The organism is Echinicola strongylocentroti (assembly GCF_003260975.1).
GTDB classification, from domain to species: domain Bacteria; phylum Bacteroidota; class Bacteroidia; order Cytophagales; family Cyclobacteriaceae; genus Echinicola; species Echinicola strongylocentroti.
Genome location: NZ_CP030041.1, coordinates 5,660,829 through 5,674,747, shown reverse-complemented (window position 1 = coordinate 5,674,747; position 13,919 = coordinate 5,660,829). Strand labels below are relative to the sequence as shown.

7 protein-coding genes are annotated in these 13,919 nt (G+C 43.5%); 1 reads left to right on the top strand and 6 read right to left on the bottom strand.

What is annotated here, in order from left to right; genetic code table 11:
- Positions 1–1,515: 1,515 nt before the first annotated feature.
- Positions 1,516–4,461 carry a glycoside hydrolase family 2 TIM barrel-domain containing protein gene (locus tag DN752_RS22510; protein WP_211324076.1) on the bottom strand — a complete coding sequence of 982 codons (2,946 nt, stop codon included), beginning with the start codon at positions 4,459–4,461 and terminating at the stop codon, positions 1,516–1,518.
- On the opposite strand from DN752_RS22510, the gene DN752_RS24630 reads away from it, so the two are divergent.
- Positions 4,460–4,855, top strand: a complete 396-nt coding sequence (locus tag DN752_RS24630; RefSeq protein WP_162633052.1) for a hypothetical protein — start codon at positions 4,460–4,462, stop codon at positions 4,853–4,855. The two genes, DN752_RS22510 and DN752_RS24630, sit on opposite strands and share 2 nt — an antisense overlap.
- Before the next feature lie 276 nt (positions 4,856–5,131).
- Here DN752_RS24630 and DN752_RS22505 read toward each other — a convergent pair whose 3' ends face one another.
- The 5 genes from DN752_RS22505 to DN752_RS22485 all read right to left on the bottom strand — a co-directional run bounded on the left by DN752_RS22505 (position 5,132) and on the right by DN752_RS22485 (position 13,904).
- On the bottom strand, positions 5,132–6,565 hold the full coding sequence (locus tag DN752_RS22505; RefSeq protein WP_162633317.1) for a hypothetical protein: 1,434 nt from the start codon (positions 6,563–6,565) through the stop codon (positions 5,132–5,134).
- A gap of 29 nt (positions 6,566–6,594) precedes the next feature.
- A complete protein-coding gene (locus tag DN752_RS22500; protein ID WP_112786062.1) occupies positions 6,595–7,539 on the bottom strand; it encodes a hypothetical protein in 945 nt (314 codons plus the stop codon).
- A gap of 817 nt (positions 7,540–8,356) precedes the next feature.
- Positions 8,357–10,003, bottom strand: coding sequence for a glycoside hydrolase family 172 protein (locus tag DN752_RS22495; protein ID WP_211324075.1), 1,647 nt, complete (start codon positions 10,001–10,003; stop codon positions 8,357–8,359).
- Between the two features lie 81 nt (positions 10,004–10,084).
- Complete coding sequence (locus DN752_RS22490; RefSeq protein WP_162633316.1) at positions 10,085–12,616, bottom strand: alpha-amylase family protein; 2,532 nt, start codon at positions 12,614–12,616, stop codon at positions 10,085–10,087.
- 169 nt (positions 12,617–12,785) lie between these two features.
- The gene (locus DN752_RS22485; RefSeq protein WP_112786060.1) at positions 12,786–13,904 is read right to left on the bottom strand and encodes an alpha-L-fucosidase; all 1,119 of its coding nucleotides are present in this window, start codon (positions 13,902–13,904) and stop codon (positions 12,786–12,788) included.
- Positions 13,905–13,919 lie beyond the last annotated feature (15 nt).

The following is a 13,919-nucleotide window of genomic DNA, read 5'->3' as shown; positions in this document are numbered from 1 at the left end:
CATATCGGCACGCTGGTTTGGGGAAAACCTAAAAGGAACAACAGTTTTTCTATCATAAGTAGTAAGTTATTTAGGGTTGACGACTAATTTTTCAGCGCCCAAACGTACTCGTCGGATCGCTCATTGATACAATCTTAAAAAAACAAATACTTAATACTTATAAATAATCATTCAAATAGTCTTACTTATTATTCAACACATAAAAACCCCTCATTTTCAGTTATTTAACACAAGTAATTTATTGGCATTTTACACTCTTATTGGTAAAAAACGCTTCCTTTTTTCAACCACTAAATGCATTTCTTCACTAAAAAAGACGTTGAGGAAGTAACGTAAAGTAGCTAACTTATAAGGCAACCACATTAGACACATAGCGCACAGTAGGATGATAGGCACCCAATCAGCCTGTCGGGTACCTCCTCTTTTTTGATAGAACAACAAGAAGCCACGAAGTCTCCAAGACGCTAAGAATTTTCAGAAAATAATGGACCAAGTACACCACAATCGGTTGTTCCGACAGCTGGGCTGCGGAACAACGTAGGTTTGAGTTTTTAACTCAATACCACGTACAACTGTTATGTTTTGGAGCCTGATGCATGTGTAACAACATAGGAACATAGGGCACAATAGGATGATAGGCACCTAATCAGCCTGTCGGGTACTTCCTCTTTTTTGATAGAACAACAAGAAGCCACTAAGGCTCCAAGACGCTAAGTATTTTCAGGAAATAATAGACCAAATACGCGGCTATCGGTTGTTCCGACAGCTGGGCTGCGGAATCAGGTAAATTTGAGTTTTTAACTCAATACCACGTACAACTGTTATGTTATGGAGTTTGATTTATGTGTAACAACATAGGAACATAGGGCACAATAGGATGATAGGCACCTAATCAGCCTGTAGGGTACCTCCTCTTTTTGGATGGAACAATAAGTGGCCACGAAGTCTCCAAGACGCTAAGTATTTTTGGAAAATAATAGACCAAATACACGGTTATCGGTTGTTCCGACAGCTGGGCTGCGGAACCAGGTAAATTTGAGTTTTTAACTCAATACCACTTACTGGAGTTATACTTTGGAACATGATTTATGTGTAACAACATAGGAACATAGGGCACAATAGTAAAGGCTAGACTACGCCCGACTAAATTCCACATTCTAAGAAAAAGTACATTTAAATAAACGAAAACAGAAAAGATTGCTAAAATCACCTCCTCCTCATGAGGGTGATCGGAAAGTCCCCTTTAGGGGATTTAGGGGTGTATTATGGCCAAATAGAGAAGTACAGTGAAACAATCCCACCACCAAAGGACAGGTTGCTTCACTCTACTGTTGCTGCGTTCGGATGACGCAAGGAGAATGTCCGCTCCCTGAGCGTAGCCGAAGGGAGCGTGGATACGCCTCTAGGAGTCTTAGCTGGATAATACAAGGTGAGTAAAGTACCCCAACAGTGCCGTAGTTACTGAACAGGGACAAGGAAACCCAATATGTATAGCCCAACCTGCCAAATCAGGGTTTAGCGGACGTCCAGCATTAATATATTTGGTCCACTCTGTCCGGTGGTTCTCAGTTCGATTTCATTGGCTCCAGCCTTCAGTGGATAGGCTTTTTGGATCTTCTTCCATCCGCTGTTCCAGCTGCCCGAATTTTTAAAAATCATGGTGGTGACCTTTTGGCCATTGATATACAGGTCCATGGGGCGATTGGAGTTTTTATCGCCTGAGGCATAATAGAATTCAAAATCAAACATTCCGGCACTACCATCATTCTCCTGATACCAAGTAACGGTGCCTTCCTTACCTCTAAAATCCAAATATGCGTTCCCTGCTGCATTTCTGGGTACTGCACCAGTATATTCAGCATCCACTGCAGGCATTCCTTGGAGGGCTTCATTATCCGCTTCCTTGCCATCTCCCCAATATAGACCCAAGTCTTGGCCAAACGTTTCTTCCATTTCTAAAATGGTCGTGTTACCCTCCACAACGATCGCCTTAACGGTCATCCCTAAGGACACCTTAAATGGCTGGGTGTACTTCATACTACCAGTATCAGGGGATGTCCCGTCTGTGGTATAAAAAACACGTAAGTCCTTGTCCACAGCATTGCCATCTAGAGATATGGTCTTCACATCGATGGCCGCTTCTGCTGAAGTCAACAACTGTTTTTCACCCAAAATGGCTCCAATAGTCAGCTCTTGCCCACTGCCATCTCCATCTTCCCAGGCCCAAAAGGCATTGGAAAGCCCCATAAATGCCTTTTTACTTGCGACATCATAGGTTTTGGTGGTGTCGACGGGATCTCCATTTTCCAAAGAAAGCAAACGGGCATCTCCACCGAGGTGATAATACAGGGTGTTTTCACCATAGGGATAAAAGGCTCCTTCTTCATCTTGGATCAGCGCAGTGACAATGGCCGTACGGTCCTTTGCAGCATCGAGGTAGTTATCCTCGACCTCTACAGCGATCAGTACGGGGGCACCAGCGGTATGGTATTCTTGCTGGGCTACCACTTGTCCATCGATATAGGCTTTTGCGGTGAGTCTCCCCGAAGCGTACGGAACCATCCACTCACATTGCATCTCATCCCATTGGCTCCCTGGTTTATCTTTCCCCAGGGACTGGCCATTTAGGAATAGCTCCACTTCATCTGCATTTGAATATACCCAAACTGGAATTTTTGTTCCTTCAGTCATTGTTGGATGTGTCCAATGTGGGAAGATATGCACCATGGGTTCCTCGGTCCATTGGCTTTGGTAAAAGTAAAAGAGATCTTTCTTAAACCCCGCTACATCCAAGGCCCCACTCATAAAAAGCCTAAAGGGCCATCCCCCATGCACATAACCTGCCTCACCATAATAATCAAATCCAGTCCATCTAAAATGGCCACTGTACCAAGGCAGGTCTCTCATCAGCTCCCAGTTTTTGCGGGCGGAGATCCGAACTGTAGCATTGTCATAGGATGAATTAAAATGCTGTTTATGGTTGGCCCATTGGCTTGGGGCGGCCCATTCATAATGGAAAATCTCCTCTTCGGTAAGATCGGGCAATGGAAAGGGCGTTTGTCTATCGTTTGGATATCCATCCCTAAACCATGACTGTGTCCTATAATACCCGCGGGTCTGCCAAGTATGAGGAGCCTCTGTTGCGATGAAGGCTTTGTCAGGATGGTCTTCGTCATAAAAGCTCATTTTTTCACTATGGCCATTTACGCCATGTACATCCATAAACTGGGATCCAGAATGTCCTGATGTCACTAAGCGCGTACTGTCCAGTGCATGGCATTGGGCTACTATATCGGCTCCCACTGGCCCATTGGTCTCATTTCCCACACTCCATATGATCACAGAAGGGTGGTTTCTGTCCCGCTTTATCCATTCGGTCAAGTCCCTCTCCCACCATTCTACAAAATCCTGACTACCATAGTCAAAAGGAGCCTTCTTCTTCCATCCATCAAACACCTCGTCCATCACCATTAGGCCCATTTCATCACATAGATCATAAAAGAATGGAGGATACGGATTATGCGCAGTCCTGATGGCGTTGACTCCCATTTCCTTCAATAGCCCCAGCTTCCAACGCATCAATGGCTTGGTCCATGCGCCGCCTACCGGTCCACCTTCCCAATGCTCACATACCCCTCTTAATTTGGTCTGTTGCCCATTGAGGAAAAAACCTTCTTTTGAGGTCCATTCTACTTCACGAATCCCTATTTGGGTCTTCACTTCATCCAGAACATCGTTTTGGCTCTTTAGCCGAGTGACCAGTGTGTACAAATAAGGACTGTCAGGCTCCCATAAAACGGGGCTCGGTACTTGAATATCACTCACATAGGAGACCGTATCCTTCCCCTCCTTGGTTATTATCTGCTCTTTCCTTCCTTCTACCTCTCCATTTTTATTCAGTAGTACCGTCTCTAGGGTCATCTGTGACGTGTTTTTTTCCTGTAAACCAATAGTCACTTCGGTATTTACTGTAGCTTCTCCTGATCCACTGAAACTGGAAGTAGAAAACACCCCAAGTGGCAAAATATGGTCCGGCGACTTGGTTATTAAACGCACAGGAGCATAGATTCCGCAGGGATGGTACCATCTGGCCGAGGGCTCTTCGGAGTTGTCCACCCTTACAGCAATCAGGTTTTCTCCCTCGTGGAGGTAATCAGAAATCTCATACCTGAAACTGATATAGCCGTATGGGCGCTTACCGAGGTAATGTCCATTCACCCAAACCTCACTATTTCTGTAGACTCCGTCAAACTCCAAATAGAGGTATTGATCCCCTAGATCTTCTGGCGTTTCGAACAGCCTTTGATACCATGCTACACCTCCACTGTAGTACCCCCCTTTATCTGTTTGGCTTCCCGTTTTGGAGATACCGTTATTAAAGGCCCAATCATGGGGGATGTTGATGTTTTTCCCCTCCTCTTCCAAAAAGACATCAGAAGAATAAGCCGGGTTATCTTCCATGGTAAAACGCCAGTTTTCATTAATGGAAATAATATCTCCCGAAAAACAAGTGAAGTTTATAAAAACAAAACACCCCACTAGCCCTACAATAAATTTTGCAATCATATATCTTTTTTTAATAGATTCTTTTAATCCGGTTTATGCAGGAAGCGTCATCGCCTGTCCCGATAGCTATCGGGAAGGTTTGAAACTGCAAGAAAATCAGACTGTTTGGAGATTGAGGCATAGCACCGCTATGGTGAAATCGAAAACAGCAGCGAAGCAACTGATTTTGAAGCAGTTTCAGACCGCAATAGATAGGCTAATGCATATTCCGGGTTTAACATTTACTGCGCATTCACTGTCCACGCGCAAGACTGTAAAAATGGACTATTATTCTCTTAAACCTTCTTAACTTTTAATCAATTTGTAACAATTCTTATTCATAACCTTAGCTGGACTTATTTTTAGTATAAATAATGTGGCGAACCTATCTGACCAGGCAGCCCCTTTTTTGGAGGAGGTGGCTTGGAAAAGGATGAGGCTCCAAGCAGGCCTGCCTTTGACCTTCTTTTTACCTTTTCACCTAATCAAAAGGAGGCTGCCTCATCAAGGGAGGTCCCGCCATCACCTTGGATAGCAGGCTCCACCGATGAGACAGCCCATTTATTTGGAAAAGACTAATTATTGGTTACTTCTTACTGATTGGAATTGACAAATAGTGTATAGAAGCAGGTGGAACATCAAGTTTAAAGAACTTTTTCGTATTGGACTTAGTCGTTTGGTCAACAGAAAGTACTTTGGTAGGATCCTGCCAATATTTATGGGCCACATCTCCATTGATTAGGAATCCAGGCACATAGAGTTTTAGTTCTTCTGCCAATTCTTCACCATTATTGACTATCCACACATGTACTAGGTTTCCTTTTCTGAAGACCATTGTCTGTAAACCTTCGGCATTTTCTACTATCGAAGGACAGTAATAATTATTTGCAGAAGAGTTGGCAAAGTCTTTCATGACATAATAAGAGCGCATCCTCTTTCCTGCTTCATTATTTTTGAAATATATACTTCGGGATTCGGATCCTACGCCTCTGGACCACACCTCAAAGAATATTTCTCCGGAAAGCCCCTGGGCATACATTTCGGTTTTCTTCCCATAATTGTACAGTATGCTGCCCAAATGTTCGGGTTCTTCACCATGAGTTCTCCCTCCCGTACCATATTGGGACTCATCATCTATGGCAGCCTTGTTTACTTGGTTACTTGCTTGGACAAAATTGCCCCACAGATGAGGAGTATGTCCCAAGTCATGTGTTGAGAACGCTTCATATTCGTTAGCATAGCCATTATTAATTGTCCCATTGACAAAATTGATCCCGGCTTGAATACCCCAAGTGGCAGGTCCGATCAGCTTGGGAACGGGCACACTTCTGGCTTCTAGCTCACTTTTCATTTTTATGTAGGCAAAGTGGGACCTGTGGGCATAGACCACCGCTTGGTATTCCTTCGATGTAGCAATAAAATCTATCTCCACGTCATTTTGATACATGTGCTCCACATAGTCAGCTAGGAAAACACCATATTTATCCGCATCAAAAGACCGGTCGCCCTCTGATTCGAGACACCTATTGCCATTCTCTCTAATACAAGAGTAATTATAGATGAATGTGGGCAGGTTATTATGATTATGAGTTTTGAACCCGTTATAATCAGAGCGCATGGTCGCTAGAAACTTTATTTGGGGGTTGATTTCCCGAATCTTTTTCATGACCTGAATTTGGTTATCATAAAAACCAAAATTCTTTTGTCCTTCGATCAGCTCCTGATGTTTGTCATATCGTACCCGAAAGATATTGAAGTCGATATCTTCAATCGTCCATTTTAGTATCTCGTCCGGGTTGGTTGCTCTCAACAGGTGATCTGAAGACCTTTCCATATCTCCTCCCATATACAACACTTGCTGCTTTTGGGTAGAATCGACAATTATCCTTGGATGATCATCCGGGGGAATGGAAGAGGCTATATAGAGATCATCTGTATCCGTACTTTGGTCAGTATCTATACATCCCAAACAAAGCCCCATCATTCCAATAATGGCAAATAAATTCAAACAGTATTTCATTTTGATAGATGTTAAGGTCATCGATTGGTCTATTCTTCTAAATAAAAATCCCTGAACTTCTGACCATTTGTCCCGATCTCACCCGTGCTAAGATTGATCATTGTCCATGAATTATAAAGTACCAATCCATTCACACCACTATCAATTGCTGCTTCTATTCTGGTAGCTCTGTTTTGATATTTTTTGTGCATGTTGGTTTCCGAATCCCAGACAGGGAGTCCGTTGGACTTATTGATGTATTCTGTCCACTTGTCGTGGTTAAAGCCAAGATTATGCGTAGTACTTACATCCACATAATCAAGTATATCGGTTTCGTCCAAGTACCTAATTCCCGCTGGGACGCCCCATACATCAGATCCCACTAGTTTGGCGCCACTGACCTTACCATGAAGGCTCGCATAGATATCATTGATCTGCTCTACTGACCATACTGATCCCGGTGCACCTTCTTCATTAAAAGGGGAAATAAAATCACATTTGTACTTTTTCGAAAAATCCTGTACGACTTGGATCAATTTGTCACTTTTCGTAAAATCATCCTTCACTGGAGAAGTGTCGGTCATTGATCCATTGGCAATCCGTGCTCCGCCGAGGTGATTGGCCGGATTGGCAAAAATCATTAGCTTCTCTGCCTGGCATTTGGCAAGAAGGTACCGCAGAAGTTGCTCTTGATTTTTGTCCATATGGCCTTCTGGAAAAATAGGGATCCGAATACCATCAACTTTAAACTCATACTTAAAGCCTTTTACCAAATTCTCAATTTGGTCTTTGCTGGAAAGCTTGTTTTGGATAAAAGCCTGCTTGACATCACCAATCACGATATCAAGGTTTCCTTTATACTCTTTTTCTACAGAATACTTAGCGGCAGCTTGATAGACCTGGTTGCTTTCCCCTGGCTTATCATCGGGTGTAAAACATGAAAAGAACATGGTGGCTACACACACCATTAACAATGAATTTTTCAAAAGATTCATAAAGATTGTATTTTGGGTTAAACGAAAATTTATGCCCTAATATCACTCCTGCAACCTTTTTTTAGTCTTAATTTATATTCAAATAGTATCAAATTCTATTCAAACGTCCTCCAAATTCAATTGACTCATTTTTTAAATTTCTATCTAGCCTAGGAGGGCTTTTATATCATGAAATTTCAGCCTGCATGAGGGGAATGCATTTGCCACAAAGTCTCAAAGTCACTAAGAGGGATTTTGCTTTCGAAGAAAATCTGTCAATATCTTCACCTAAATCCCCTAAAGGGGACTTTCTGATCACCCTCATGAGGACGGGTAATGAGTTGAAAACTCAAATCTACGTGGTTCCGCAGCACAGCTGTCGGAACAACCGATAGCCGCGTATTTGGTCCATTATTTTCTGAAAACACTTAGCGTCTTGGTGCCTTAGTGGCATCCTATTGCCCCATCAAAAGCACTGAAGAAGCATATCCCTACTGTGCCCTATGTGCCTATGTTGTTAACCATAAAGCGAGTCTCCAACTCTTGCATTCGGTGGTGGTAATGAGTTGAAAACTCAAATCTACATAGTTCCGCAGCACAGCTGTCGGAACAACCGATAGCCGCGTATTTGATCCATTATTTTCTGAAAACACTTAGCGTCTTAGTGCCTTAGTGGCATCCTATTGCCCCATCAAAAGCACTGAAGATGCATACCCCTACTGTGCCCTATGTGCCTATGTGGTTAACCATAAAGCGAGTCTCCAACTATTGCATTCGGTGGTGGTAATGAGTTGAAAACTCAAATCTACTTGGTTCCGCAGCACAGCTGTCGGAACAACTAGCGGTCGAGATTTTCAGGAACCTCAGGCACATTTAACGCTTCTTGCGGGTCAGGCTTTCTGTTTGACTTGGAAGAGGCATCGGCATACCACATCGTACCTACACCATAGCCCATCTCACAATCCGTCCAACTCCAAACTTCCATGTCCAACTTTAGGGAAGACCCAAAAGGCATACCGTCCAGCGCCCTAGTACGGGTTTCTGTACTGAATCCCAAGGTACTGCGTTCTTTGGAAGTCTTTCTGTTCAACTTATTATATACGTGGCTTCGGGGCTGGGCATGGAAGGGGTGCTCGTAAAAATCAGTACTACGTCCTCCCCAAGAATAGGCATAGTAGTCCTCAGTTCCTGTGCCAAATATAGAAGGGAAATCCTCCCCATCCACCCAGATTTTTTCATCTCCTTCGCCCCACCATTTTTCCACTGGATTCATCACCGTCAATGCATCCCCCACATAAACCCCTCTTCCCTCAATGGACACATAATTCCAATCAGAAAAGGGTCGCGTGGAGACAGGGTATTGGCCGTGCCAAGCTGCATGAAAGTACATACTTCGCTCATCCCAACGATAATCCTCCACTTCGGCACTGAGTGACACCTCAATGGGACTGTCCCCTAGGTTTTCGATACTGATACTTCCGGAAGTTTGATAAGGCATCACCCATCTGCTGGTAAGTGTCCCCTCTTCCGACACGGTATTGTGCCAGCCTTCGTAGGGATTTAGTCCTATTCCAGAACCAAAAAAGTCTCCTATCGGGCACCATATGGTTTCTTTCCCATCGGCATTCATTTTGATAATCGTGGATCGCATTACCTCATCATTTTCATAGTCGGCTAGCTTTAGGCTCAGTGTATGGACTGCTGCATTTCCCGAGGGCAAGTCCAAGGACATTGTACCATTTTGGGGTATGGAAGAGGTCATGGTCACTTGTTCTCCTGAGTGGGCATTGCGAGGATTCAGCAGCTCCTTCCCTACTTGCACTGTTAAGTCCTTGACCTGTTGAAATTCTTCTGTTGAAAAGGTCTTTACAGCTGTACCTTCCTCATATTCCCGAAAGGTAAACTGATAGAAGAAAGGCCTTCCCGTGGTAGTGATTTTACAACTTTTGGCATATGGTATCGGAAAGAATGAAACCGCAGACCTCAACGATTTATGGGCAAAAGGATAGGGTATCAATCCATCCCCATTAAACAGCCCCAACATATTCCCCTGTAATGTGGGCTCTTCTGCTCCGTCCAGGTATATCTTGATTTGTATGTCTGTATTGGGCTTGTCAGGGCTTAAAAACGGCATCCAAGTACGTACGATGGCTCCTGGTTTATCATGTTCCATGAGCACCCATTCCTTTTGGTTGTCCTTTTCCTCGATGCGAATAAAATTATGGTCCTTGTCATTCGAATTAAAATCGTGGTTGGTAAACCACCCTACACTATCCGCTGGATTGACCGAGGCACGGTTATAGCTACTTTGTTGCTTTAACCTGAAATTGTGTACAGGGAAACGTGTCTGTTCCTCCCTGTCCACCATCTCCTTCAGCATGGACTGGATGGATACCTCGCTTTTTTTGCCGGTACATGAAAAACTTGCGACACTGTATATAAGCACTAAAACCAAAAAGGTGGGGAAGCATTTTTTACAATTCATCAGTTAAGTTGTTAAGGTTTTTAGTTTAATCCGGAATATGCATTAGCCTATTCTATTGCGATTTCTAATGTATCCACTGGGTTACCATTTACTTTTATTATCATACTCTATTCTTATCATTTTAAAACTCCCTGCACGCTCTATCATCACTTCCAACTTCCCTTGGCTATCCACATCAACCGTTCTCGATTGGCCAGTTAGCAGGTCAACAAGCCTTACAGTTGTATTCTTTATATACTTTAATTGTAAGGAAAAAGAAGGCTTTTCATTTAATCGTTCTCGATAAATGAAGAGGTATCCATGATCCTCACCGGGTAAAAAACCCTGAAAACCTGTCCAGCTTTTATTGTCTGGTTCTTCACCTATTGGAAACACATAGCTTTCGTACCATTCGCGGCGAATATCTTTATAAGCCTTCAGCACAGGTTTAATGGTGGCGATATCTTCTGATGAATAAAAATGGGTTTCTTGGAAAAACAATGGAGTACCCACCAAACCAATCCCAACAGCATAGGCTTGGTCATGCAGGTAAGCATCGCTCACTCCTCTGTTTACCCGGTCTACATTCTGTATAGAAGTCTGAAATTTATGGATGTTGGTATACTTGGCCAGGTGCCATATATCTCTCAAGACCAAATAGGGTATATAAACTACATTTTCGGGTTGGTCGGGCTTTCTATTGGCAAGATATACACTTCCATATTCCCTTGCCCAATAGTAGCCAAACCGTGGTGCGTTTTCCGTCACATCCCAATTCACCCTTACCTGATGATCAGTATAAAGCACAAATTCCCTGATTTTTCCGATGAGGTTATTGATATTGGTTCTGTTGCTCAAATTAGCAAAATCCAGCTTATAACTTACAAAACCTCCCTTATTGTAATTCATTTTTAGTTCCTCAATATCAATGGGCATAGCCGCTGCCCATAGTCCTAAATCTACCCCTTCTTGCTTCGCTTTTTTTCGTACGATCTCCCAGCCCTCAGGATACCAATCATCTCTAGGCTCCCAACTACCTTTCTGCTGCCAACCATCATCGATTTGTTGGACATCTATGCCTAGGGCAGCTTGGGTTGCTATTTCTTTTAACACATTTTCTTGGCGGGCGCCATCTTTCCCATTACCGGATCCCCACGTATTGGCCTGCATATAAATATCCCTATCTGGATCTAGGGGGTACCTGATCTTATCAAACTCTTTTACCGCAGTTTGGGCGTCGGTATTGTCCCCACTGTAGAGGATCACCCAAGAAGCCCAAGCTGGTTGGTACTGATCCTCCATCATATCTTTTGGATAAACGCCAGTACCTGTGTTCTCCAAACCATTGTCTCGAAAAATAAGCTCTCCCGTATCCACACCATATTGATTGACACACTTATGGGATTCCTTTACCATAATCACCCCTTCACTAGCCTCATTTACCAGGACCATACTTGCCCAATTATTGGTCTCCTGATCCTCTGATAGTTCTTTTATCAAGGGTGTACCTTGTTTATTCCTGTGTTGGGTATCATTATAATATCCGATGAATGTTTTGCTTAGGTCACCGGTTCGTAGAGGGATCCTATCCACCCTTCCCGTAGCAATAAACCCATCTGTAGACTCACTGGCACCGCAGTCGATATAACCGATCACACCGTATCTATCAGTAGAAGCGCTATCCAGTTGGACTTTTCGTGCCGCCCCCAACGCTTTGGGAGTAGCCTCAGTACTTCCTTCTTCCAACACGATAATTTCAGAAACAACTGGAGCCGCACCTGTGGTTTCACTGACATTCAGGCGAAATGTACCGTCTATGAGTACTTCTTTGGGCAATTCAAAAAACAACAACTCAGGATGATCGCTTACCGCTCGATCAGAAAAAATTTCAACTTGTTTCTCTCCATCAACTGAAGAGACTTTAATGCTTTGTCGCCTTCCCTGCTTATCCCAGTCCCACCAAGAAACTCCGATCCGATAATCCCTATTACTATCAAAACCTTTTACATGATATTCTACAAAATCCTTGGCAGTAGCATGGTTTACAAACCATAATTCAGCCTTACTTTGGGCGGCATAAGGTTTGGTGTTTTTACCGTGTTTCAGGTCAATAGAAATTTCATTTGATGACATCGAAGATTTCCCCGTATAGTGTTTCTCTCCTTTCCCCTTAAAAAAAACTTGGGTTCTGATCCCCGGTGCTCCTGGATACGACCAAATCTCATACTTGATAAACGTTTCCACCTCAGGGTAGTACATCTCCGCCATCACTTCTATGTGCGTTTTGGTAAAGCCTTCATCCGTGGATTTCTTAGCAGTTAATTGGACAAGCTCCGCCTTCTTTCCTTCCAACAAGCCAACATAAGCCCAGTCAGCATCCATCCCAGTGGTGGTTCCTTCCCACACGTTACCATTATCGCCATTGCTTAGCTGTTTGGTAACCAATCCCCTACCGGTCCACTTCCAAACCCTCGTTACTTCACCTGTTTTCACAATTAGTTGGTCTTCCTCTGTAGTCGCAGAAGCAGTCTGATACCGATAATGAAGGTCAGGCAAATGGGATTGGCAAATCCCCAATTTAGGAATGAGCCACATTATAAACATGAAAACGGTTACTCTTCTACAAATCATCATTCTAGGAAATTTTAGGTCTTACTCCGGAGCATGCAAAATGAACAATCCGGAGTTATTATTACTTAGCTATTCTAGTTCTTATCACTAGGTATATCTAGGGTCTGGTTCAGGGAGTTAATATATAAACATGCCCTTCATAATGACCAGAAGGGCATGTACCGGTGTCAGCTTAACTATTTATAATCCCACTCCAGCCTTTTTCCCTGATCTCCTGTCCTACCTCTCTCAGTACCTTCACATCCTCTGGGTGAATTTCTCCTGATCCCAAGGGGCCTGTATTGAGCAGTAAGTTGGCGGGGTAGCTTTCTGCTTTCTTGATCATAGCGATGACATCTTCTTTGCTTTTGTGGTTACCATCCTCGGATTTCCTATAGCCCCAAGCCCTTTTTTGCAGGTGGTCACATAGTTCTAAGGGTTTCCCTGGTTTATTATCTTCCTCGTACTTTCTTTCAGGAGCCAGAAAATCCTCTGTTCCCAACAGCCCCTGTTTATAGGATACTAGGACTTCGGTTTTTTTGTTTCTGATAAGATCGTACAGTTCTTGGGATTTAAATGCATGCTTATCGCCAGAAAGTGGCGTTCCTATACCATCCAGCCATATGCCCGCCACGGGAGAATACATCTCCAACAATTCGTCGACTTGGTTGGACATAAATTCAAGGTAATTTTCCAAGTGGTGCTCATCGCCGTACTTATAATAAGGCTCTGTTTCTTTATACTTTGGTCTGGCAGCGCCTCCCCATTTGTCGTTATTTGGAGCATGAGGATGTCTCCAGTCCCTACCGTGGGAATAATAGAAAAACATTCCTAAGCCTTTCTTCTCGCACTGAAGAGTCAACTCTCCCACAAGGTCTCTTTTGGCTGGCGAATTGGTACTTTTAAAATCCGTGTACTTCGTATCCCAGAGACAGAAACTATCATGGTGACGTGTCGTAATATTGATATATTTCATCCCTGCTTCCAAGGCCAAATCCGTTATAAAATCAGCATCAAACTTCTCCGCCGTAAAGCGGTCCTTCAGTTTTGCGTACTCGGCTACGTGGATCTTTTCGTTGTACTGCACCCATTCACCTCTTCCCAGCAGGGAGTACAGGCCATAATGGATAAACAACCCATATTTCGCCTCCCGAAACCAATCCAATGTGGCTTGGTGGGGATCTTTTTTAAAATCACTTTCATACCCTTTCAGAAAAGTAGGGCTGGTGGTATTTTGTACCGAACAGCCAGGTAATAACATGGCTCCGGCGCTTCCCAAGAGAGATAATTCAAGAAATCTCTTTCTGTTCATATGCTATTATATTTA

Bases quoted from the DNA above. Each gene is read 5' to 3' on its own strand.
- DN752_RS24630 (WP_162633052.1), top strand. From the start codon at position 4,460: ATGGTAAAACGCCAGTTTTCATTAATGGAAATAATATCTCCCGAAAAA.
- DN752_RS22510 (WP_211324076.1), bottom strand. From the start codon at position 4,461: ATGGAAGATAACCCGGCTTATTCTTCTGATGTCTTTTTGGAAGAGGAG.
- DN752_RS22505 (WP_162633317.1), bottom strand. From the start codon at position 6,565: ATGAAATACTGTTTGAATTTATTTGCCATTATTGGAATGATGGGGCTT.
- DN752_RS22500 (WP_112786062.1), bottom strand. From the start codon at position 7,539: ATGAATCTTTTGAAAAATTCATTGTTAATGGTGTGTGTAGCCACCATG.
- DN752_RS22495 (WP_211324075.1), bottom strand. From the start codon at position 10,003: ATGAATTGTAAAAAATGCTTCCCCACCTTTTTGGTTTTAGTGCTTATA.
- DN752_RS22490 (WP_162633316.1), bottom strand. From the start codon at position 12,616: ATGATGATTTGTAGAAGAGTAACCGTTTTCATGTTTATAATGTGGCTC.
- DN752_RS22485 (WP_112786060.1), bottom strand. From the start codon at position 13,904: ATGAACAGAAAGAGATTTCTTGAATTATCTCTCTTGGGAAGCGCCGGA.